At 60.0% G+C, this 22,785-nt stretch carries 17 protein-coding genes; 8 read left to right on the top strand and 9 right to left on the bottom strand.

What is annotated here, in order from left to right; genetic code table 11:
• The 7 genes from BN1121_RS12135 to mnmL form a co-directional block, all read right to left on the bottom strand.
• On the bottom strand, window positions 1-1,391 hold a 1,391-nt coding region (locus tag BN1121_RS12135; RefSeq protein ID WP_052450255.1), incomplete at its 3' end, for a retention module-containing protein.
• Between the two features lie 232 nt (window positions 1,392-1,623).
• A complete protein-coding gene (locus BN1121_RS12130; protein ID WP_005353799.1) occupies window positions 1,624-3,546 on the bottom strand; it encodes an EAL domain-containing protein in 1,923 nt (640 codons plus the stop codon).
• Between the two features lie 28 nt (window positions 3,547-3,574).
• Window positions 3,575-4,261 carry a transglutaminase-like cysteine peptidase gene (locus BN1121_RS12125; protein ID WP_152424684.1) on the bottom strand — a complete coding sequence of 229 codons (687 nt, stop codon included), beginning with the start codon at window positions 4,259-4,261 and terminating at the stop codon, window positions 3,575-3,577.
• A gap of 70 nt (window positions 4,262-4,331) precedes the next feature.
• The gene (locus tag BN1121_RS12120) at window positions 4,332-5,657 is read right to left on the bottom strand and encodes a TolC family outer membrane protein (protein WP_043157589.1); all 1,326 of its coding nucleotides are present in this window, start codon (window positions 5,655-5,657) and stop codon (window positions 4,332-4,334) included.
• A gap of 31 nt (window positions 5,658-5,688) precedes the next feature.
• Window positions 5,689-7,086 (bottom strand): HlyD family type I secretion periplasmic adaptor subunit, encoded by a 1,398-nt coding sequence (locus tag BN1121_RS12115; RefSeq protein WP_005353790.1) that lies wholly within the window; start codon window positions 7,084-7,086, stop codon window positions 5,689-5,691.
• The gene (locus BN1121_RS12110; protein WP_005353788.1) at window positions 7,079-9,229 is read right to left on the bottom strand and encodes a type I secretion system permease/ATPase; all 2,151 of its coding nucleotides are present in this window, start codon (window positions 9,227-9,229) and stop codon (window positions 7,079-7,081) included. The genes BN1121_RS12115 and BN1121_RS12110 overlap by 8 nt, the downstream gene beginning before the upstream one ends.
• Window positions 9,230-9,356: 127 nt before the next feature.
• Window positions 9,357-10,301 carry a tRNA modification radical SAM protein MnmL/YtqA gene (gene mnmL / locus BN1121_RS12105; RefSeq protein ID WP_005353774.1) on the bottom strand — a complete coding sequence of 315 codons (945 nt, stop codon included), beginning with the start codon at window positions 10,299-10,301 and terminating at the stop codon, window positions 9,357-9,359.
• Window positions 10,302-10,913: 612 nt separating this feature from the next.
• Here mnmL and gltB point away from each other — a divergent pair.
• From gltB to BN1121_RS12090, 3 genes are all read left to right on the top strand, one after another.
• On the top strand, window positions 10,914-15,371 hold the full coding sequence (gene gltB, locus BN1121_RS12100; RefSeq protein ID WP_005353772.1) for a glutamate synthase large subunit: 4,458 nt from the start codon (window positions 10,914-10,916) through the stop codon (window positions 15,369-15,371).
• A gap of 25 nt (window positions 15,372-15,396) precedes the next feature.
• Window positions 15,397-16,812, top strand: a complete 1,416-nt coding sequence (locus tag BN1121_RS12095; RefSeq protein ID WP_005353769.1) for a glutamate synthase small subunit GltD family protein — start codon at window positions 15,397-15,399, stop codon at window positions 16,810-16,812.
• 147 nt (window positions 16,813-16,959) lie between these two features.
• Entirely contained in the window at window positions 16,960-17,349 is a 390-nt protein-coding gene (locus tag BN1121_RS12090) for a NifB/NifX family molybdenum-iron cluster-binding protein (RefSeq protein ID WP_005353767.1), read from the top strand.
• A gap of 159 nt (window positions 17,350-17,508) precedes the next feature.
• Here BN1121_RS12090 and BN1121_RS12085 read toward each other — a convergent pair whose 3' ends face one another.
• Together BN1121_RS12085 and BN1121_RS12080 are read right to left on the bottom strand one after the other, a co-directional pair.
• The gene (locus BN1121_RS12085; RefSeq protein ID WP_005353755.1) at window positions 17,509-17,922 is read right to left on the bottom strand and encodes a hypothetical protein; all 414 of its coding nucleotides are present in this window, start codon (window positions 17,920-17,922) and stop codon (window positions 17,509-17,511) included.
• Between the two features lie 62 nt (window positions 17,923-17,984).
• Complete coding sequence (locus BN1121_RS12080; RefSeq protein WP_005353753.1) at window positions 17,985-19,013, bottom strand: M35 family metalloendopeptidase; 1,029 nt, start codon at window positions 19,011-19,013, stop codon at window positions 17,985-17,987.
• Window positions 19,014-19,208: 195 nt separating this feature from the next.
• Here BN1121_RS12080 and BN1121_RS12075 point away from each other — a divergent pair, with 195 nt between their 5' ends.
• The 5 genes from BN1121_RS12075 to BN1121_RS12055 all read left to right on the top strand — a co-directional run bounded on the left by BN1121_RS12075 (window position 19,209) and on the right by BN1121_RS12055 (window position 22,779).
• Complete coding sequence (locus BN1121_RS12075; protein ID WP_005353751.1) at window positions 19,209-19,901, top strand: 5'-methylthioadenosine/adenosylhomocysteine nucleosidase; 693 nt, start codon at window positions 19,209-19,211, stop codon at window positions 19,899-19,901.
• Window positions 19,902-19,939: 38 nt separating this feature from the next.
• Window positions 19,940-20,824 carry a cobalamin biosynthesis protein CobD/CbiB gene (locus BN1121_RS12070; protein WP_081606442.1) on the top strand — a complete coding sequence of 295 codons (885 nt, stop codon included), beginning with the start codon at window positions 19,940-19,942 and terminating at the stop codon, window positions 20,822-20,824.
• Window positions 20,817-21,623, top strand: a complete 807-nt coding sequence (locus BN1121_RS12065; protein WP_043597849.1) for a cobalamin-binding protein — start codon at window positions 20,817-20,819, stop codon at window positions 21,621-21,623. Before BN1121_RS12070 ends, BN1121_RS12065 begins: the two co-directional genes overlap by 8 nt.
• 9 nt (window positions 21,624-21,632) lie before the next feature.
• A complete protein-coding gene (locus BN1121_RS12060; protein WP_005353747.1) occupies window positions 21,633-22,007 on the top strand; it encodes a rhodanese-like domain-containing protein in 375 nt (124 codons plus the stop codon).
• A gap of 130 nt (window positions 22,008-22,137) precedes the next feature.
• Window positions 22,138-22,779 (top strand): trimeric intracellular cation channel family protein, encoded by a 642-nt coding sequence (locus BN1121_RS12055; protein ID WP_005353745.1) that lies wholly within the window; start codon window positions 22,138-22,140, stop codon window positions 22,777-22,779.
• Window positions 22,780-22,785: the final 6 nt, after the last annotated feature.

The following is a 22,785-nucleotide window of genomic DNA, read 5'->3' as shown; positions in this document are numbered from 1 at the left end:
TCGAAGCTGCGCCCGTCCGCCCCCACCTGACCGTTGCCGTGCACGTCATTGGGCAGCACGCTGCCACTCACCACATTGCTCGGCGCATCCTCGACCACCGTGAACGGGCCGTCATTGACCGCCTGCGGCACGTCGTCCAGCACCGTCACATCCAGGCTGTCGTTGGTGCTGTCACCATCCTCATCCACCAACACCACCGCGAAGCTCTCGCCCAGGCTGGTGTCATTGCCCGGCTGCACGTGGTTTTCGTTGTCCAGCAGGGTGTAGCTGTAGCTCACGCTCCCCGCCCCCGTCGCCGGGTCGAAGCTGATGGCCGTCACCGTCAGGCTGTTGCCCAGCCCGCTCGGGATGACCACCGGGGTGGCAACTACGACACCATTGCTAATAAGCGAGACACCACCAACACTCAGGCTCTGCACGCCATCCAATGCACTAAAAGAGAAGACACCGCTCTGATTGAGTGCGCCAGGATTGGGCGATGACCCATCAGGCAAATTACTATCACTGACAATAACCTCCCCCTCTGCCACATCCAATCCGGTGAGTGTTACGGGCGAATCCACGGGGGTGATAGTAATAGACAGCGTCGAGGTCACTTCATCCAGACCGTCGAAGACGGTGTAAGTGACTGGCGGTACCGTCCCGTCATAGTTGGGGGCAGGTGTAAAAGTGAAGGAGCCATCGGGATTGAGGAGCAGGGTGCCGACCCCGGTCAATGTAGAGGCTACCCCGGGAGGCACATTCTGATTGATCCCCCAGCTATAGCTGACCACAGACGCGTCTGCCGGACCATCAGGGTTAGTTGTGTTAGCCAGTACATTGCCACTAACGCTACCGCTTTCGATAACGCTGATCGATTCATCTGCATCGGCGAGCTGGTTTTCTGGCAAGAGCGCCGACGTCTGGGTCGGCTCGATTATTCCAGTTGTCGAATAGGTGGTATCAAAGCCCGCCGTAGCGATGGTGGCGTCACCGGTTCGATCAACCACAACGAAGCCACCATTACCACTGCCACCAGCGACGCCCCCGATCCCCCCACCAGCGGCAGGAGCGCCGCCTGCGGCAGTCGCGGCAAACGCCTGCGTCGGGTCTGCACCTTGCAAGATGGCTTGTTGCAGGGCGTTGACGTCATTGCCAGCGGCGGGATTGGGTTGGCCTTGATTTGTGGCCGCGGTCGCAGGTTGGTCATCGGGACCTTGCGGCTGGGCGGGCTCAATATTGTGCGCCGTTTCAAAGGAGAGCTGGGCGTTATCATCAATCTGTATGGTGATCCCCGCCTTGAGTACATCCCCCTTGTGGATCTCGCGTCCTTGCACGTTGCCTTGAAGGATCCAAGCCTTGCCTTCAATGGCAGTTACGGTGACCGTTGTGTCAATTTTTTGGGTACGCACGGTAGACTCTCCTATGTCACGCCCATGGCTACCCTAACAGTAGGTTCGAACTATCTTGGCAACCTTCGCAAAAAGTTGTTACAACGCCCTCTAACACTTCACATTTACAGAAGGGTTGCAATTGACTTAAAAATCAACATCTTATTTTTCTGCTTCTCGGCGATTGCGACTCAAAATCTATTTTTAAGTGATTAAAAAAGCGCCTTTCGGCGCTTTTTATAATTAAACGATCTTAAATGTTTTGGGCCGGATGCACAAAGCCCTGATACCCATCGATATGCAATCTTGAAAGCGCCTTCACCTGCTCCTCGTTTTCGACCCGAGTCGCTATGGTCATGATGCCGGCATTGTGTGCCGTACGACATACAGCGGAGAGGAAGGAGGTGTCGGCGCCCGCCTCCAGAACCTGACTGGTATAACCGTGATCGACCTTAACATAAACGGGTTGAAGCGTTTCCAAATAGCCCAGAGATTGGAAGTGGCGTCCAAAATGATCCACCCCCCAACCATATCCCTGCTCACGCACAACCATGACAAAGTTGGCCACTTCATCACGATGCTTCATGATGGCCCCTTCGGGGATCTCGAAGAAGAGGCGTCCCTTAAGAACCGGGTGAGCGGCAAGAAATTCCTTAAGCCAGGCGGAAAAGTCATTAGAGCAGAGCGAGCCGGCCATGATATTCACGGAAATGCTCAGCGAGGGTTTAGCTTCCATTATCGTTGCCAGGCTTTCGAGCACAGCGCGATCAAACACGGCCCCCATTTGGAACTGCTCAATGGCAGGCATGAACTGCCCGGCAAAATAGTCCTGTCCCTCTTTGTGAATGCTGGCAAACAGCTCGGCATGGATCTCCGACTGATCATCGAAGCGACACGCTGGTTGTGCCTTAAAACGCAGCAAATGAGAGGTGATAGCCTCTTGCACCAGATCCCGCCATGCAAGACGCCCCATCAACTCGCCCTGGCCATGTCCCTCCATCACTATCGCCCCGCGACGTGCATTGCGCGCCTGGCTGAGGGCATTGTCAGCCTTGGTCAGCAGCGCAGAAAGATCTTCATCGTGCTCACGCATCACGGCACCAACCACTGAAATGGCACGGCTCTCATCGATGGGATTGACCACCAGATCGGCGATTTGCTCGTTAATCAGCTCTGCCAGTGAACGCAACTGCTCTTTATCTGTGGTGGGATACAGTACGGCATATTCAGTCGCCGAGATGCGTGCAACGGCACAATCATCACGTCCTTGCAGCAGCTCCTGCAGGCAAGCCGCAATTGACTTGACCATGTTATCGCGAGCCGCATAGCCCTCATCACGATAGATGTCATCCAGTATATCGACGGCGACCAGGAGCACCCCACCCGTACCACCTTCAGCGATCCAGGCATTGATCTGCCCGACGAAATAGGCGCGATTCCCCAGACCCGAGACGGCGTCTTTGTAGACACGTTCGCGCAGCATTTCAGCCTCATCGGCCTGCTCTTTAAACTGATAGGCGAGCTTACTGGCAAGGGTATTAATGGCCTGAACGACCTGACGAAGCTCATAAGTTCGGGGTAAGGGAATGGTATGGCCGAAATGATGCTGCTCGATTTCGACGGCTTCCTCACAGATCTGCTGAAGAGGACGCAGCAGGTAATGCAGCGCTCGCATCAGCAGCAACACAGTGATGAGAAAACCGATGAGAAACCCTGACGCAAGCTCGCTCATACCGCCCCATAGTTCGTAGTAAGCCTGCCCCGGGTGCCCCACGATCTTGAGCTGCCCCAACTGCAGCCAGCCGGACGTAAGCGTCGACTCATACGACACCTCAGGAAAGAGATCCAGTGCGATGAACCAGTCGGGGACACCCTTGATTTGGGTGGTATTCTCTCGCTCAATCACGCTGTTGGACGCCAACAAGTCGAGCCGCACCTGGCGATAATAACCGCCGTCAAACACGGCGTTGATCACTGACTCGGCCCCGACCTTGTCTCCCGTCTCCAGATAAGGGGTGAGCGCCAAGCCGAGCGAGGTGGCTGTATTGATGACGGTGGTCTCTTGCTGCTGCGCCAAATAGCTGCGTGTCGAGTTAAACTGCACCCAGTAAGAGACCAGGAATAGGAGCCCGAACAGCAGCACCATAGTGGCGAGTAATTGTCTGTAGAGGGTCATAGGCTATTCATCCAACTCCATGAATTGATTATTCCAGCCGCATCTTCGGCTGGGCCAGCTTGCCCGACGTCATTCGATTACGAAGATCGTTCCACAATCCAAGACGCGATGAATTACCCGCCAGTTCACCCTGTCCGCGAGCCTTCATCAGCCACAGATGGCTACCATTGAAACTGAACACCGGGGCCAGATCGGCTCGGCGTGTCGCAGGACGGATATCGGGAATAAGATTATCGAGGATAAGTGGCACCGAACCCGGGGTTTCATAATATGCCACGACCATGTGGAATTGGTTGTAGCGAAGCGCCTTTACATAGACCATCCGCATCTTCTCATCGGGAATGCCGAGTTCGAGCAGGGTGAAATATTTAGAGATACTGAAATCTTCACAATCACCGCCGGCAGCCCCCAAAAACTCCAGTGGAGTCGCCCAGTAATCGGTACGGCGCCACAACTTGATGTCATCGACAAAGCGCATCTGGTTAAAGAAGTTATTCACTCGCTCGAGCCGCTGCTTCTCGCTCCAGTTTGCGCCCTTTCCCTCCATGGCCAACAGACGCCAGGTTGCAACCCGCTTGCCGGCTCGGGCGCCATAGGTCTGCTCGGCCCGGGTCACCAGGCGCTGATCATCGGCATCGAGTCGATTGTCCGCAGGCACAAAGAAGGGAACAAAAAGCAATAGCAGCAACACCCGCCATTGTCGCAACAGGGTCATGTAGGGGAGGCTCATACCCACAGTGCTCACTCAGGCAGATGAAGGGGGCAGTCAACTGCCCCCAAACACATTACTTGCCGCCCTGCCATTCGGCCGGGAGCTTGTACTGAAAACCGTCAAGCAGCCGCCCCATGGCATTAAGGACCCGATAATCAGCCAGTAAGGCATCATATTCGGCAGTGATATAGCTCTTACGCGCCTCAAAGAGTTCATTCTCGGTGTTGAGCACGTCAAGCAAGGTACGTTGTCCCAAGCCAAACTGCTTCTTATACGCCTGCACCGTCTCGTAACTTGCATCCACGTGTTGCTGGATGAAATCTTTCTGCTTGGTCAGCGACTCACGAGCATTCCACGCCAAACGAGTTCCCTCTTCAACTTGACGGAAAGCGTTGAGGTGAATGTCTTTTGCTTGTGAATAGAGTGCGGAGGTGGCCTTGGTCTGCGCCATGTCGGCACCGCCACGGAGCAGGTTATAACGCATACGCACCATGGCCGTCAGCTCATCGCTGCGCCCGTTGAGCCCACCGGTGTCTTCATTCCAGGTTTGATCGACCTCAAAGGTCACCTTGGGATAGAAGTTAGCCTTGGCTCCTTCGTTTTGATACTTGGCGGCTTCCACATCTTGCAGAGAAGAGAGCAGCGTCGGGTGCAGCTCGGTGGCCACCTTGAGCGCATCGTTCACCGAGCCCGGCATCTTGGAGGCATCCGGTACCGGGGCCACCAAGTCCTTGGGCATGCCGTTGACCACTCTCACAAACTCGGTCTGGGCATCCTGATAGTTGTTCTCGGCCGCGGCCATATTGGCATAGGCCCTGGCCACACGCCCCTCGATCTGGGTCTGGTCAGCCGTCGAGCCCAACCCTGAGTCAGTCCGCTTGGTGATATCGCCCTTGATCTGCTCATGCACCTCCAGGTTACGACGCGAGAGCTCCAGGATCTCCTGCTGACGCAGCACGTTGAGATAGACCTCAGCCGTACGCAGCGCCGTGTTCTCGGCTTCTGAGATCATGGCCAGACGCTGGGCATTGGCTTCCGCTTCGGTGCGGGAGACGTTATTGCTGGTGTCGAAGCCATCAAAGATCATCTGGCGCAAACTCAGTCCCGCTTCTTTGCGGGTCTGGGTAGGATCGACATTGGGATTTCCCGCCCCGGTCCGAGTCGTGTTGTTATCCACATCGCTGTAACCAACACCACCCGTCAGATCGACCGTCGGGTAATATCCAGCCTTTGCACCATCATGCTGATACATCCGAGCCTGATAGAGATCAAATGCCTCTTTAATCTTGGGATGGGTAGCCAGAGCCTGTGCCACTGCCTCTTCCAGGCTCTGAGCATGAAGGGATGCAGGCGCCAGCATCAGGCCACTCACTATCGCCGCTATCACTGTTGTTTTCATATTTTCTCCAGTCGTTCTTAAATACTACTGGTTACCGTTCTCTCAGTGCCGTCTGCTTGGCTCTCAAAAGGGGCTTGAGCAGATATTCCAAGACACTCTTCTTACCAGTGATGATATCAGCACTGGCTAACATACCGGGGATGATGGGAAGCGCATTTTGCTCATCGCCCAAGTAACTCTTGTTGGTCCGCACTCGGACCAGATAGAAGGTGTTCCCCTCTTCATCCTGAATTGAGTCCGCACTGATCTGTTCGACCTTGCCCTTGAGACCACCATAGATGGTGAAATCATAGGCGGTAAACTTGACCACGGCATCCAGACCCGGACGGATAAAGGCGATATCTTTGGGGGATATTTTTGCCTCGACCAGCAAGGTGTCCTCAAGTGGGACTATTTCCATCATATCCATGCCCGGCTGGATAACACCACCTACCGTATTAATTTTAATCGCCTTGACCGTGCCCTTGAGCGGCGCCAGAACGACTGTGCGATCCACTCTGTCTCGCAGGCCGACCTGCCCTTCGGAGAGTTGGCTCAGCTTGGCTTGCTGCTGATTGAGCTCGGTCTGGGCATCGGCGCGGTATTTCAGGCCGATATCATTGCGCTTGAGGATAGCCTCCCGCAGCTCAGAACCCGATTTCGGTATCAGGAGTCTGGTGGACTCCAGCTCCCCTTGCATCTCGTTAACCTGACGCTCGAGCTTGATGAGCTCGACCTGAGGAACTATCCCCTCCTTGGCGAGGGGACGGCTGATGTTGAGCTCCTGGCGAGCCAAGTCCACACTGCGCGACAGGGTTTTTATCTTGGCATTAAGCTCGACGATCTGCTGCTCTTTCTGCTCTATCTGCTGCCCAAGGATATACAGCTGGTTGGAGAGGTTATTCAGGCGCTCGTCCCGTGCCGAGTTTTGCCGTGCCGCACGCTCGGGAAAGACGGTCTCGTACCCTTCGGGAAACTCGATAGCCACGGGCTCAACCCTGACTTGCTCTCGCCAGGGAACGTCTACCCCATTTTTGACCTTGACGCTGGCGATCTCGGCCTTGAGTCTCACCACATCGCCTTTCAGGGTGACCACCTCCTGCTCGCGTTCACGAAAATCGGAACGAAAACGGGTGTCATCGATCCGCAGCAGCGGCTGACCCTTCTCGACGATCTGCCCTTCCTTGACCAGGATCTCCTTGACGATCCCCCCTTCCAGGTTCTGAATCACCTGAAGTTGCATCGAGGGGATGACTTTGCCCTGACCCACGGTGACTTCATCCAATTTGGCCCAAGCTGCCCAGATTAGCGCCACCATAAAGAATATGAAGGAGCACCACAGCAGGATCCGGGCACGGGTCGGAGTGTTGAGCAATACGGCGGCGGCGCTGTCATCCACATAATCCAGATGCTCGGACGGGGGCAGCCGAGTGTTGTCGCGGTTATTCATGAGCCATCTCCCGTACACGCACCTTGCCTTCCCGCAGTTGCTGCAACACCAGATCTCTGGGGCCATCGGCCACTATGTGTCCCTGCTCCATCACTATGACTCTGGAGGCCACATCCAGCATGGAGGTCTTGTGGGTGATCAGCACCATGGTCGTTTCGGGGCCAAGCCGAGCCAACTCCTGCTTGATCTGAAGCTCGGAGCGGTTATCCATGTTTGAGGTGGGCTCATCCAGCACCAGAATGGGAGGATCGTTGAGCAGTGAACGGGCCAGAACGATGGCCTGACGCTGCCCACCGGAAAGCTGTCTGCCCCCCTCCCCGATCTGTTTGTCGAGACCGTTCGGATCCTGATTGGTGAAGTGGGTGACGCCGGCACGCTTGGCGGCACGCAGCACCTGCTGATCATCCACCAAGGGGTTGCCCAACATGATGTTATCGCGCACCGAGCCAAAGAAGAGGGTCACATCTTGGGGGACGCACCCGATGTTGCGGCGGATCACAGAGGGGGGGATCTGGTCGAGATCATAGCCATCAAGTCGCACGCCCCCCTCTGTTGGCCGATAGAGCCCCATCAACAGTTTCTCAAGCGTGGTCTTACCCGCCCCAATCCGGCCTATGATGGCCACCTTCTCACCGGGCTGTATTAGCAAATTGATGCGATGCAGCGTACTGGTTTCCATCCCCGGATATTTGAAAGAGACATTTTCGAACTCGATACGCCCCTGCACCACAGGATGGTGTACATACTGTTTGCCCTCCTCCTGCTCATCGGGGGAGGCCATGATCTTCTCCAGGATCTCGAGGGCAGACTTGGCCTGGTTATAACGGGTTGAGAGCACCGATAGCTGCACCATGGGCGCGATAGCACGACTGGCCAACATCACGGCCGCAATCATGCCCCCCATGGTGACATTCCCGTCGGCTATCTGATAGACGCCCAGAATCACCAAGGCCACGGTCACCATCTGCTGGGTGTAGCTGGCCAGAGAGGACATGGAGTTGGTGATGCGCCGGGTCTGCACCCCCCAGGTTGAGATGTGAGCCACCGCCTGCTCCCAACGATATTGGAACAGGCTCTGGGCACCGAAAATCTTGACCGTTTCGAGTCCCGCGATACTTTCAATCAGATTGGCATTCTTTTGTGATGCCAGACGAGACCCCTCTTCGATGCTGTGCTTGAGCGGCCCCTGGATATAGATGCTGTAAATGGCCAGGACCAACATGGCAACGATGGGGACCACCACCATGACCCCGGCGAAGATCCAGATGACAAAGAGAAACAACAGGGCAAACGGCAGGTCGATCAGAGTCGACACTGTAGCCGAGGTGAAGAAATCGCGGATCGACTCAAACTCCTGGAGATGCTTGGCAAACGCCCCCGTGGAGGCGGGCCTGGCCTCCATCCGCAGCCCCATGACCTTGGAGAAAATCTTGGCCGATAGCAGCATGTCGGACTTCTTGCCCGCCACATCGATAAAGTAGCTGCGCAGCTGGCGCATCACGAAGTCGAAGGTAAAGACGATGGCCGCGCCCACCGCCAGCACCCAGAGGGAGTCGAAGGCGAGGTTGGGGACAATCTTGTCATAGACATTCATGGTGAACAGGGGGCTGGCCACCGCGAAGAGATTGATGAGAACCGAGGCAACCAGCACATCCCGATAGATGCCACGTGACTCGAACAGCGTCCCCCAAAACCAGTGGCCGTGACGGGTCTCCAGCACCTTGGGAGAGCGCTCATCGAAGCGGAACTGCTTCTTGACGAAAAACAGCTGCCCCGTGTACTGGTCTTCAATCTGAGAGCAGGGAATGCGCGCCTCGGCATCCCCGGCCTGGGGGAAGATAACCTTGGCTTCCCCGATGTCAGGATGCCACTCCAGCAAGATGCAGGCGCCGCCGTTGCGCATCAGCAAGACGCAGGGCAGCAATAAGGGGGAAAGCTGTGCCAGGGGTTGCACCGTCTGGCGGGCAGAGAGACCCGCACGCTCGGCAGCCCGAGGGAAGAGAGAAGGACTCAGTCGGCCCGATGGCAGAGGCAGCCCGGTTACCAGCGCATCACGGCTGTTCGGCACCCCATAAAAACGGGTCAAAAAAACTAGCGCCTCTAACAGCTCATCCATTTGCTCGGCAGTGGCTTGCGTCACCATGCATCACCTGTCATTTATTTTTAATCCGACACGCCCCACCGTCCGATCCGAGGAGAGACTCGATTCAATGAGTCAGTGTAACAGGCGGCACAGGGCGCAATCTATAAGGCTGTGTTTTTAATAAATTTTATAATAACCCATACCGGGCCACTGCGTGATCAAAAGGTCGTCCAAGGGCACTGCCCTGTGGCCCCTCCTGCCCCAGCGCTGCGGCGATGGCCGCCATGGCACTCCAACGATTTTCACACCAATCCGGCGCGAGCAGCGTTGGCTTGCGGGCCGAGGCAGACACCCTGTGATAGACCACTTCGGGCGGAGTGTGGCGGATCATGGCCACCGCCGCCGCCACATACTCCTCCTGGCTCGGCACCGTCAGCCTGCCCGCCAGCCATGCCTTACCAAGCGTGCTACCGGTCACCACGTGCAGCGGGTGCAGCTTGATGCCCGCCACCCCCTGCTCCACCACCCGCTTCAGCGTGACCAAGCTGTCCATGGCCACCTCCCCCGGTAAGCCGACGATGAGGTGTGCACACACCTTGATGCCGCGTTCATGGGCACGGCGAACCGTGTCTACGTAGGTGGCAAAGTCATGACCCCGGTTGATCCGTCTGAGGGTCGTGTCGCTCGCGCTCTGCAACCCCAGCTCGAGCCAGATCTCATAGCCCTGCTCCTGATAGCCGGCCAACAGGTCGAGCACCGCATCCGGCACGCAGTCTGGCCGGGTGCCCACGCACAACCCGGCGATATCTGCCGCCTGCAGCGCCTCTTCGTACATGGCGCGCAGATACTCAACCTCGGCATAGGTGCTGGTATAGGCCTGGAAGTAGGCAAGGTAGCGCCTGGCCCGAGTCACCTCGTCACGCCGAGCCGCCAGCTGTTGTACGATGGAAAGATGCTGCGCCCCTTCATCGGCAAAAGAGGCCACGTTGCAGAAGGTACAGCCGCCACGCCCCAGAGTGCCGTCTCGGTTGGGGCAGGTGAACGAACCGTGCAGGGTCAGCTTGTGGACCTTCTGCCCATAGCGACGCTTGAGATCCTGCCCCAGTGTATTGACCAGTTGATGTAATTCCATCGCCCCTCCTCGCTGCGTGAGGGGCGCATTCTAACGATTGACAGGGTTCAACATGTGCGCTGGATCAAGCCGAGGCGATTCATCGCCCGGCCAAGATAGACAAAGACCCGCAGGGATAGATTTAGAAGCAAAAAACAAGCATAAAAAATCACACCAGCACAGTTCCCTTGACGTTTTCGACCTCTAAAGAGAACCACGCCATTGGTTGTAACCACCTGTTTTATTTAAATTTTAAACATATGTTCGCGTTTCTTATTTAGGCAAGTCTTGCGAGAGCAAAGTGTGATCCAGGACGCGAGGCGCCGGAATTACTCTGTAATTTTACTACAATACCTCTTCACCCTACTCTCTGCGTCGAAAACACATCAAAATAGATTTAAATGCCATAAATACATTAAAAGACAAAACAAACCGAAATTTAACCCCGGTTAAACGATGAATCTCGGCATTTTGTTATATGAATGTAAAAGCAAAATCCCCCTCTCCCTTCAATTGACCTTGCCCAAAAATCCCTTTAGTTTGAAGGTTCGCCACCTCAGGCAGACGGAACCACAAGAGCCATTCGCATTTTATGCAGTTTGCGAAACCAGGCCGTGCAAGGGAGAAGATGCAATGTCACTATATGATCCAAAGCTGGAGCGGGATAACTGTGGCTTCGGCCTGATGGCCCACATGGAAGGGGAAGCCAGCCACAAGCTTGTCCGTCTCGCGATGTCAGCGTTGGCTCGCATGCAGCACAGAGGCGGGATCTCCGCCGATGGCAAGACCGGCGATGGCTGCGGCCTGTTGCTGCAAAAGCCCGATAGCTTCTTTCGCGCCATCGCGCAGGAGCAGGGCTGGCATCTGGGTCGGAAATACGCGGTCGGGATGCTGTTTCTGAATCCTGATCCGGTGCTGGCGCAGCAAACTCGAGCCCTCATCGAGGAAGAGCTCGAAAAAGAGACCCTGAGCGTGGTCGGTTGGCGCAAGGTGCCTATCGATACCAACGTGCTGGGCCCCATCGCCAAGGCCTCGTTGCCGAGTATCGAGCAAGTCTTCGTCAACGCCCCTCCAGGCTGGGTGATGAAGGATCTCGAGCGCCGCCTCTATATCGTGCGCCGCCGTATCGAGAAACGGGTCCAGGACGACTACTTCTACGTGGTCAGCCTCTCCAACCTGGTCACCGTCTACAAGGGCCTGTGTATGCCCGTGGATCTGCCGCGCTTCTACCTCGATCTCGGCGACATCCGTATGCAGTCGGCCATCTGCGTCTTCCACCAGCGCTTCTCCACCAACACCAGCCCGCGCTGGCCCCTGGCCCAGCCGTTCCGCTACCTCGCCCACAACGGCGAGATCAACACCATCAACGGCAACCGCCAGTGGGCCAAGGCCCGTGGCTACAAGTTCTCCACCCCGCTCATCCCGGATCTGCAAGACGCGGCCCCCTTCGTCAACACCACGGGATCGGATTCCTCCAGCCTCGACAACATGCTGGATCTGTTCCTCGCCGGCGGCATGGATCTGTTTCGCGCCATGCGTCTGCTCATTCCGCCCGCGTGGCAGAAGCACCCCAACATGGACGAGGACCTGCGCGCTTTCTACGACTTCAACTCCATGCACATGGAGCCCTGGGACGGCCCGGCCGGCATCGTCATGACCGATGGTCGCTTCGCCGCCTGTGCACTGGACCGTAACGGCCTGCGTCCGGCCCGCTATGTAGTGACCAAGGATAAATTCATCACCCTCGCCTCCGAGGTGGGGACCTGGGACTACACCCCCGACGAGGTGCTGGAGAAGGGGCGCGTCGGCCCGGGTGAGCTGTTCGTGGTCGACACCTATAACAGCAAGGTGTGGACCAGCTTCGAGATCGATGACGATCTCAAGAGTCGCCACACCTACAAGGAGTGGATGGACAAGCACTGCAAGCGCCTGATCCCGTTCGATCAGATGGACGACAGCAAGGCCGGCGTGCGTGAACTGGACGACGACACCCTCAAGACCTATCAGAAGCTGTTTGGCTACTCCAACGAGGAGCTCGAGCAGGTGATCCGCGTGCTCGGCGAGAACGGCCAGGAGGCGGTGGGCTCCATGGGGGATGACACCCCCATGGCGGTGCTCTCGGGCACCCAGCGCACCCTCTACGATTACTTCCGCCAGATGTTCGCCCAGGTAACCAACCCGCCTATCGATCCCCTGCGGGAAAACCACGTCATGTCGCTGGCCACCTGCATCGGGCGCGAACAGAACGTCTTTAACGAGACCTTCGGCCACGCCCATCGGGTGCTGTTCCAGTCGCCGGTGCTGCTCTACTCCGACTTCCACCAGCTGCTGGCTCTGGAGGGTGAGCACTACCGTCATCAGGTGATCAGCCTCAACTACCGCCCCGAAGAGGGACTCGAGGCCGCCATAGTACGCGTCTGTGAGGAGGCCAAGACAGCCGCCCAGGCAGGCACAGTGCTGGTGATCCTCTCGGACCGGGATATCACCCCCGATACCCTGCCGATCCCGGCCGCCATGGCGGTGGGCGCGGTGCAACGCACCCTGGTCGACAACAACCTGCGCTGCGACGCCAACATATTGATCGAGACCGCCAGCGCCCGCGATCCGCACCACTTTGCGGTGCTGCTGGGCTTTGGGGCCACCGCCATCTATCCCTATCTCGCCTACGAGACCCTGGCCAAGCAGGTCGATGAGGGCATCCTCAAGATGAGCCTGCGCCAGGCCATGCAGAACTTCCGCAATGGCATCAACAAGGGGCTCTACAAGGTGATGTCCAAGATGGGGATCAGCACGGTGGCCAGCTATCGTTGCTCCCAGCTGTTCGAAGCCATCGGCCTCTCCGATGCCATCGTCTCGCTCTGTTTCCGCGGCGTATCGAGCCGCATTCAGGGGGCCGACTTTGCCGATATCCAGCAGGATCTGCACAACCTGTCGCGCCACGCCTGGGTAGCCAGAAAGCCCCTCAAGCAGGGGGGGCTGCTCAAATTCGTTCACGGCGGCGAGTATCACACCTATAACCCGGATGTGGTGCGTACCCTGCAGGAGGCGGTGCGCTCCGGCAACTACCGCGATTACAAGGCGTACGCGCGTCTGGTCAACGAGCGCCCGGTCGCCACCCTGCGCGACCTGCTGGTACTTAAAGAGGGCCAGAGCCCGCTGCCCCTCGATCAGGTCGAGCCGGCCAAGGATCTGTTCCAGCGTTTCGACTCCGCCGCCATGTCCATCGGCGCCCTCGGCCCGGAAGCCCACGAGGCGCTGGCGGTGGCCATGAACCGCCTCGGCGGTCAGAGCAATTCGGGTGAAGGCGGCGAAGATCCGCGCCGCTTCGGCACCGAGAAGAACTCGCGCATCAAGCAGGTGGCCTCGGGGCGCTTCGGCGTCACCCCTCACTACCTGATGAACGCCGACGTGGTGCAGATAAAAGTGGCCCAGGGCGCCAAGCCCGGCGAGGGCGGCCAGCTGCCCGGTGACAAGGTGACCGCCCAAATAGCCCAACTGCGCTACTCGGTACCCGGGGTCACCCTTATCTCGCCGCCGCCGCACCACGACATCTACTCCATCGAGGATCTCGCCCAGCTCATCTTCGACATCAAGCAGGTCAACCCGAGCTGCCTGGTGTCGGTGAAGCTGGTCTCCGAACCCGGCGTCGGCACCATTGCCTGCGGCGTGGCCAAGGCCTATGCGGATCTCATCACCATCTCCGGCTATGACGGCGGCACCGGCGCCAGCCCCATCACCTCGGTCAAGTACGCCGGCTCCCCCTGGGAGCTGGGGCTGGCCGAAACCCAGCAGGCCCTGGTCGCCAACGGGCTGCGCCACAAGGTGCGCCTGCAGGTGGACGGCGGTCTCAAGACCGGGCTCGACATCGTCAAGGCGGCCATCCTCGGTGCCGAGAGCTTCGGCTTTGGCACCGGCCCCATGGTGGCACTCGGTTGCAAATACCTGCGGATCTGCCACCTGAACAACTGCGCGACCGGGGTCGCCACCCAGGACGAGAAGCTGCGCCGCGAGCACTTCATCGGCCTGCCCGAGATGGTGATGAACTACTTCAGCTTCATCGCCGAGGAGACCCGCGAGCTGATGGCCGGACTCGGAGTGGCCAAACTGACCGACCTCATCGGCCGCACCGATCTGCTCGAGGTGCTGCCGGGCATCACAGCCCGTCAGGGCAAGCTGGATCTCTCCGGCATCCTGGCCAAACCGGTGGCCGTGCCGGGCTCGGCCCTGTTCTGCCAGCAGACCAACGACACCTTCGACAAGGGCCCGCTCAACTTGCAGATGGTCGAAGACCTGCTGTCAGCGGTCGAGACCAAGTCCCGCGGCGAGTTCCGCTACGACATTCGCAACACCGACCGCTCGGTGGGGGCACGCCTGTCGGGCGAGATCGCCAAACGCCACGGCAACCAGGGGATGGCCACGGATCCGGTGCGGGTACACTTCAACGGCACTGCGGGTCAGAGCTTCGGGGTGTGGAACGCAGGGGGTCTCGAGATGATACTCACCGGCGATGCCAACGACTACGTGGGTAAGGGGATGACCGGTGGCAAGCTGGTGATCAAGCCTCACGTTGGCGTCTCGTTCAAATCCCATGAGGCGGCCATCATCGGCAACACCTGCCTCTACGGCGCCACCGGGGGCAAGCTCTATGCTGCCGGCACCGCGGGTGAGCGCTTCGCGGTGCGTAACTCCGGCGCCCTGGCCGTGGTCGAGGGCATTGGCGACAACGGTTGTGAGTACATGACCGGCGGCATCGTCACCGTGCTCGGCCAGACCGGCGTCAACTTCGCTGCGGGCATGACAGGGGGCTTTGCCTACGTGCTCGACGAGGACGGCGGCTTTACCAAGCGCACCAATCCCGAGCTGGTCGAGCTGCTGGAGGTGGCCGATCTCGCCATCCACCAGGAGCACCTGCGCGGCATCATCACCGCCCACCTCAACGAAACTGGCAGCACGCGGGCCGAGGAGATCTTGGCCCATTTCGACGCCTATGTGCCCAAGTTCCGCCTGGTCAAACCCAAGTCGAGCGACGTCAAGTCGCTGCTGGGTCATACCAGTCGGTCGAGCGCAGAGCTCCGTGTTCAGGCCATGTAAGGCGGCGACGTAAGGAAACAATGAGATGAGCCAGAACGTATTCCAGTTTATTGATGTACAGCGGGTCGACCCGCCCAAGAAGCCGCTCAAGATCCGCAAGATCGAGTTTGTGGAGATCTACGAGTCGTTTAACCAAAACCAGGTGCAGATGCAGGGGGATCGCTGCCTCGAGTGCGGTAACCCCTACTGCGAGTGGAAGTGCCCGGTGCACAACTATATTCCCGACTGGCTGAAGCTGGCCAAGAATGGCCGCATCCTGGAGGCAGTGGAGCTCTCCCACCAGACCAACAGCCTGCCCGAGGTGTGCGGCCGGGTCTGCCCGCAAGACCGCCTGTGCGAGGGGGCCTGTACCCTCAACGATCGCTTTGGCGCCGTGACCATAGGCAACATCGAGAAGTACATCACCGACAAGGCCTTCGAGATGGGGTGGAAGCCCGATCTCTCCAAGGTGGTCAAGAGTGGCAAGCGGGTCGCCATCGTCGGTGCGGGTCCGGCGGGCCTGGCCTGTGCCGACGTGCTGGTGCGCAACGGCGTGACCCCTGTGGTGTTCGACCGCTACCAGGAGATAGGCGGCCTGCTCACCTTCGGCATTCCCTCCTTCAAGCTCGAGAAAGAGGTGATGCAGCGCCGGCGCCAGATCTTCACCGAGATGGGGGTGGAGTTTCGCCTCGGCGTCGAGGTGGGCAAGGACATCCAGTTCAGCGACCTGCTGACCGAGTTTGATGCCCTCTTCCTCGGCGTCGGCACCTACAAGTACATGAAGGGGGGCTTCGAGAACGAGAGTGCCCCCGGCGTGTACGACGCCCTGCCCTACCTCATCGCCAACGCCAACCGCCTGCTGGGGCTCGAGAAGAGCGAGCGCGATTACATCGACTTTGCCGGCAAACAGGTGGTGGTGCTGGGCGGCGGTGATACCGCCATGGACTGCGTGCGCACCGCCATCCGTCAGGGGGCGACCCGGGTGATCTGCGCCTATCGCCGCGATGCCGAGAACATGCCGGGCTCCCGGCGCGAGGTGCAAAACGCCCGCGAGGAAGGGGTCGAGTTTATGTTCAACCTGCAGCCGGTCGGGGTCGAGCTCGACGCCCAGGGTCGCGCCTGCGGCATCAAGGTGGTGAGCACGGCGCTCGGCGCGCCCGATGCCAATGGACGTCGCAGCCCTGTAGTGGTCGAGGGCTCCGATCAGGTGCTGGCAGCCGACGCCGTGGTGATGGCGTTTGGCTTCCAGCCGAGCCCCTCCCCCTGGATGGAGCAGCACGGTATCGCCCTCGACGACCGTGGCCGCATCCAGGCCCCGGAGCAGAGCGAGTATGCCTTCCAGACCAGCAACCCCAAGGTGTTCGCCGGCGGCGACGCGGTGCGCGGCTCGGATCTGGTGGTCACCGCCATCTACGAGGGGCGCAAGGCCGCCGAGGGGATCCTCGACTATCTCGAGGTATAAGCCAGTGAGCGTAAAAGGCCAGGCCATTGCCTGGCCTTTTTCTATGGCGCCGACAAGAGCCCCTTCAGCTCATCGAACAACCCATTTATTTGCATATGCCACATACAGAGCGTATAAATGGCATATGCAAATAAATGGAGATGTACCATGCTTATCGCCATTCCCGTCGACGCCGACCGCTTCATTGCTCATGTTGCCCGCGCTCCCGGCTTCTTGCTGCAAGATGCGTCGGGGCATCGGATGGGTCACCTGGATGCCCCGGGCGGTGGGTGTCAGGGACCGCTGCCGACTGCGCTGTGCCAGCGCGGCGTGACCCATCTGATGGTGCGCCGGATTGGTGAGCATATGCTGGCACGCCTTAACGCCGCCGGTATTGATGTGGTGTATGCCGAGCGTGGCTGGCAACCGGGTCACCCTGTGCCCTCTGCCACTACGGCGGCTCGGGGCCGGTCGGATTCTGACAAGGGGGCAGAGCCTATGCATAACGGACACACTCGACAGCCCTTCATCATGACTCACATCAGGGGGAAATCATGATGCTGCTTTATGCCTTGGCGGCCACCCTCACCCTCTTCGGCGCACTGATCTTGATCCTGTGGGGACGCCAGCACTATCTCGCCCGGCGCCATAAAGGCGAACGCCCCTGTGGTTGTCAGAGCGCCTGCGCCGAGCACCTCTATCAGATAGCAGAGCCGGCTAGTTCGCCAGACGCACAAACTCGAGCGGGGGACAATCGGGGAGCAGCCACTCACCAGCCACAAGGGGGAACCGGTAGGTCAACCGGTAATGACCGGGCTTCTTGATGTCATAAACCAGGCCCAGTTCGGCGCTGGCCTGTTCGCTCTGGCCGGGGGCCAGGGTCAGCAGCTCATCGGCGCCGGGCTCACCGCGTTTGGCCAACGGTCCTCTGTAAAGAACCGGCTCGCCATCCCGGGTCAGCAAGATGGCATCCCCAAACCACCCCTCGAAGGGAGTGAACCAGGTCAACACAGACAGGGGTTTATCCCCGCGGTTGCTGAGGGTCATGGTGAGGGGTAAGGGATCGGTCACTCGGCTCTTGGGGGGGGCGGCCAGCTCGCAGTGCAGGGCCACCAGCAACAGGCTCATCATCTCTCTCTCCTCCATATCCGCCATCAGTAAGGGGGCCGCAGCCCCCTGATGTCAACCCGGTCTCAATTCTCGAACGGGGTATTTTCGGCAAAGTACTCGTGACTGTCGGCGTTGTTAAGTGCCTTGACCGGATCGCTGCTCGCCAGGTTGCGTGCATTGCTCTGGCCGTACCCAAGGTCGTCGGTCCCCGCCACGATCGTGAAGTGGCTGAGCTCATGCACTATGGTGCCGGCGCGCGAATCGGTACCTGTGTTCGGAGCGCTCCAGAACGCCTTGCACAGGTAAACCTTGTAGGGCTGATCCGGATAGACGTAAGCGAAATAGCTCTGCTTGCAGCCGCAGTCGAAGGTGAGCGGCTTGCTGTCAATGGCATCCTGGATCTTGGAGAAATGGGTACGAACCGTGCTCCAGCGAGCCGAGTCATAGGCACCGAACCAGGAGCGATAACGCTGCCCGGCAGGCTTGTCGACCGCCAGATAATTGCGCGAGTCAGTGGTAATGGCGCCGGCAGAGTCGAGTGCCGTCAGGATCTGGCTCTTCTGGGTGTTGCTGCAACGACCGGAGAAAGCGACCGAACCACTCACCGCCTGAGGCTCGTCAACCATCGCCTTGGCCATCACTCGCTCATCGCTCACCCCGTCGACCCAGAGCGTGACCGCATTGGAGCTCTCCTGCACCGCGGCGCGCTTGGCCTTGCCCACCTTGGGCTCGACCGGCAGACGATAGCTGATGCTGTACTGCCCCTGCTGACTCATGTCGTAGAGGCCGGAAACCTCGACAGCCTTGGTGATGCTCTCACCGGCGGCGAGGCGGATGAAGTCCTTATCCACCGGCGCACCGCGCTTGATGAGGGCACCTTGATACGCCACAGGTTGGCCGTCACGGGTCACTTGAAACAGGGGGGCATCATCGCTACCGGGCAGCTGCCACTTGAGCAGTTTGATCGGCTTGTCCCCTGAGTTGGTCAGGGTCAGGGCGACTTTCACATTCTCACTGCCATCGACCAGCGAAAGGCGGGCGTCCAGAGCGGCGGCGCAAAGCGGAGAGGCGAGGATCCCTGCCAACAGCAGGGCTATCGGTGTTGCTTTCATCTGTCATCATCCTTGTGATTGTGTACTTCCAATGGGTGCCTCGAGGGCAGTTTCACCCTAAACGATCCGATGCCGGCTGCCGCTCCCCCATTTGGGTGGCGTCCACCCAGATGGGGGGCGCTCGGCGAGTGCGACAACTTTTGCTATCATCGGCCCATCTTTTCCGGCCACATGGCCATGACGACGAGGTTGACGATGAAAGTAGGCATTATCGGGGCGATGGAGCAGGAAGTCGCGCTGCTGCGCGGCCAGATGGAAGGGCTCGAGACCCTGAAGGTGGGTGGCTGCGAGTTCTACAGCGGCAAGCTGGCCGGTCGCGACGTAGTAGTCACCCGCTCCGGTATTGGCAAGGTGGCCGCCAGCGTGGCGACGACCCTGCTCATCGAGAAGTTCGCCCCGGACTGCGTCATCAACACCGGCTCTGCCGGCGGTTTTGCTCAGGATCTGCATATCGGCGACGTGGTGATCGCCAGCGAAATGCGCTTCCACGACGTGGACGTGACCGCCTTTGGTTACGAGATGGGCCAGATGGCTCAGCAGCCGGCAGCCTTCCCCTGTGACGAGAAGCTGATGAACCTGGCCGCAGAGTGCATCCGCGAGCAGGGCAAGCATAAGACCAAGGTGGGTCTCATCTGCACCGGCGATCAATTCATGTGCAAACCCGAGGCCATTGCCAAGGCGCGAGCCGACTTCCCGCAGATGCTGGCCGTCGAGATGGAAGGCGCCGCCATCGGCCAGGTGTGCCAGCAGTTCGCCGTCCCTTATCTGGTGGTACGCGCCATGTCCGATATCGCCGGAAAGGAGCAGGTGGAATCCTTTGACGCCTTTATCGAGGTGGCCGGCCAGCACTCGGCCGAAGTGATCCTGGCCATGCTCGCCAAGCTGTGATCACCCTGGAAACCCTGGCGGCCACCCCGGCCGCCATCATGGTGGGAGCGGCGCTGCTCGAGGCGCTGCTCCCCTGGCCAAGCCATCTGCGCCTCTCGGCGCTGGTTCCCCTGCTCTCCCGCCTGGGGCGCAAGGTGTGCCGCCCCGATGGCGGCGTGAGGGAACAGGTGCGCTCCGGCCTGCTGGCCATGGTGATCGTCTGGCTGCCCTGCGCCGCCCTGCTCTGGTCGGTGCGAAACCTCACCCTCTCCGAGCCCCTGTTTGATCTGCTGCTGCTGTTACTGCTGCTCGAGTCCCGCCCGCTGCGCGAGCTGGCGGCGGCAATACGCCGGCTCGCCGTTCCCGACACCCTCCCCCTGGCACGGCTGCAAGCCGCCCCCTGGCTCAAGCGTGGCACCGATCGTCTCTCGCCCCTCGGGGTGAGCAAGGCGGTCACCGAGACCCTGATCCTGCGCCTGGTGACCCAATGGGCCGGCCCCCTGTTTGGCTATGCCATCGGCGGTGTGCAAGGGGCCCTGCTGTGGCGAGTCGTGGCCCTGCTAGCGCAGGGGTTCTCCCCCAAGGAGCCCGCCTTCGTTCACTTCGGCCAGCCGGCGGCGCGCCTGCACCAGGCGCTGGTGACCCTGCCTGCCCTGCTGCTCTCTTTGCCTCTGCTGCCCGGCAGGCTGGCGGCGGCACGTGCCGGTCTGGCCTGGCCCTTCCCCGCCGGCGGCCTGCTCCTGAGCCTGCTCGCCAGACAGCTGCGGGTGCGCCTGGGTGGACCGCGTTTCTACGCCGGCGACAAGGTTCGCTTCCCCGTGCTCGGGGACGGTGACGAACCCGGTAGCGATACGCCGGCGCGGGCGCTGACACGCCTGCAACTCATCGGTTGGGGTTGGCTCACCCTGGCGCTGGCACTGACCCTGGGAGAGCGCCTTGTCTAGAGTGTTTCTCCTGCTCCTGCTCTGGGGAGGCATTGCCCAGGCAACGCCACAGCGGGTTGTCAGCCTCACCCCTCACATCACCGAGCTGCTGTTTGCCATCGGTGCCGGTGATCGTATCGTCGCCACCGACGATGCCTCGGACACTCCGCCCGAGGTCAAGGGGCTGCCCCATGTGGCCAACTACCAAAGCATCAACGGTGAGGCTCTGCTGGCACTGCGCCCGGACCTGGTGGTGGGGTGGCGCTCGGCTCAATCGCGCCTGCTCGAGCCCATCGCCCGTCTCGGCATTCCCATCGCCTATTCCGAGCCGACCGATTTCGACTCGCTGGCCGGCGAGATGCGCATGCTCGGCAAGACGCTCGGTCTCGAGCAACAGGCCAATGAGGCTGCCGACGCCTATCTGGCCAGGCTCGCCGACCTGCGCCGGCGCTACGGCCAGGGGCGCAAGGTGCGCGTCTTCTACCAGCTCTGGAGCCCGCCGCTCACCAGCGTGAGCGGTCATGCCTGGCCAGCCCAGGCCATCACCCTGTGCGGAGGAGAGAATCTGATGGCCGGGGCTGCCACTCCCTATCCCCAGGTTGCACTGGAACAGGTGCTCAAGGGCAATCCCGAGCTCATCCTGGCCGGCAGCCACGACAAGAAGGTGTTGGACTCCTGGCTCGACTGGCCTATGGTAGAGGCGGTGAAGCATCGGCAGCTGATGCTCATCAACCCCGATGAACTGCACCGCTTTACCCCTCGCGCCCTGAACGGTGTCGAGGCGGTGTGCCAGGCCATCGCCGCCGTCCGCCACCGTTAAGAGGCCCCTATGCGCCGAGCCCTAGCCCTGCTGTGCCTGTTCTCTCCCACCCTGTTTGCCGCCCTGCCCATCGATCAACAGACCCTGATCGGCTGGCAGCAGAAGGAGAAGCCCCCCCTGCTGCTCGACGTTCGCACCGCAGAGGAGTTCGCAGCTGGCCACATTCCGGGGGCCCGCAATCTCTCCAGTGCCGAACTGAACGAGCGCATGGGCGAGCTCAAGGGGTTTGAACAGAAGCCGGTGGTGATTTACTGCCGCTCGGGCCGACGTGCCAGCGAGGTGATCACCCGGCTGGAGAAGGCGGGCTTTAACCAGCTCTACCACCTCAGCGGCGACTGGCAAGGCTGGGTGAAGGGAAAACGCCCCATCAAGATGGCCGATTGATCCCACACTTTCGTTGAAGATCTCAAAAAGGGTGGGCCAGCTCTCAATTCCATTCCCGGCAATTGGCGGTGGCCCCGACCACCCCCTACAATCCCCGCCCACAGTTTGATTGAGTGTGAGCAGTCTCTCGATGACCCCTCTGGTTGAACAGATCGTCTATGTATGCGACATGTTCGGGACCGCCGTCTTCGCCCTCTCCGGGGTGCTGGTCGCCGGACGCCTGCGTATGGACGGTTTTGGTGTGATGGTGCTGGCCGCGGTGACCGCCATCGGCGGTGGCACCATCCGCGACATGATCCTCGGCGCCACCCCCGTTTTCTGGGTACGCGACCCCCTCTACATCTGGGTGGTGATCGCCACCGCCTTCGTCGGCATGTGGGCGGTGCGCCTGCCGCGGCGCATCCCCTGGTATGTGTTACCCGTGGCGGATGCCTTCGGTCTGGCCCTGTTTACGGTGATCGGCGCCCAAAAGGCACTGGCATTTGGCACCTCGGGTCTCATCGCCGTCTTGATGGGTACCATGACGGGGGTGGCCGGCGGCGTCATTCGCGACGTGCTGGCCCGGGAAGTACCCATGGTGCTGCAAAAAGAGATCTACGCCACCGCCTGCATCCTGGGGGGCATCCTCTACACCCTCTCGCTACAGGCCGGCCTCGATCGCATCGCCGCCATGCTCATTTGCATGGTCGCCGTCTTCACCCTGAGGGTGGCCGCCATCCATTGGCACCTCTCCCTCCCCACCTTCTCCCTGGAGCGACAGCATCAGGATTGAACCCAA

It is taken from the genome of Aeromonas diversa CDC 2478-85 (genome assembly GCF_000819805.1).
Classification (GTDB): domain Bacteria; phylum Pseudomonadota; class Gammaproteobacteria; order Enterobacterales; family Aeromonadaceae; genus Aeromonas; species Aeromonas diversa.
The sequence above is the reverse complement of the archived record's forward strand: the minus strand, read 5'-3'. Positions and strand labels throughout refer to the sequence as shown.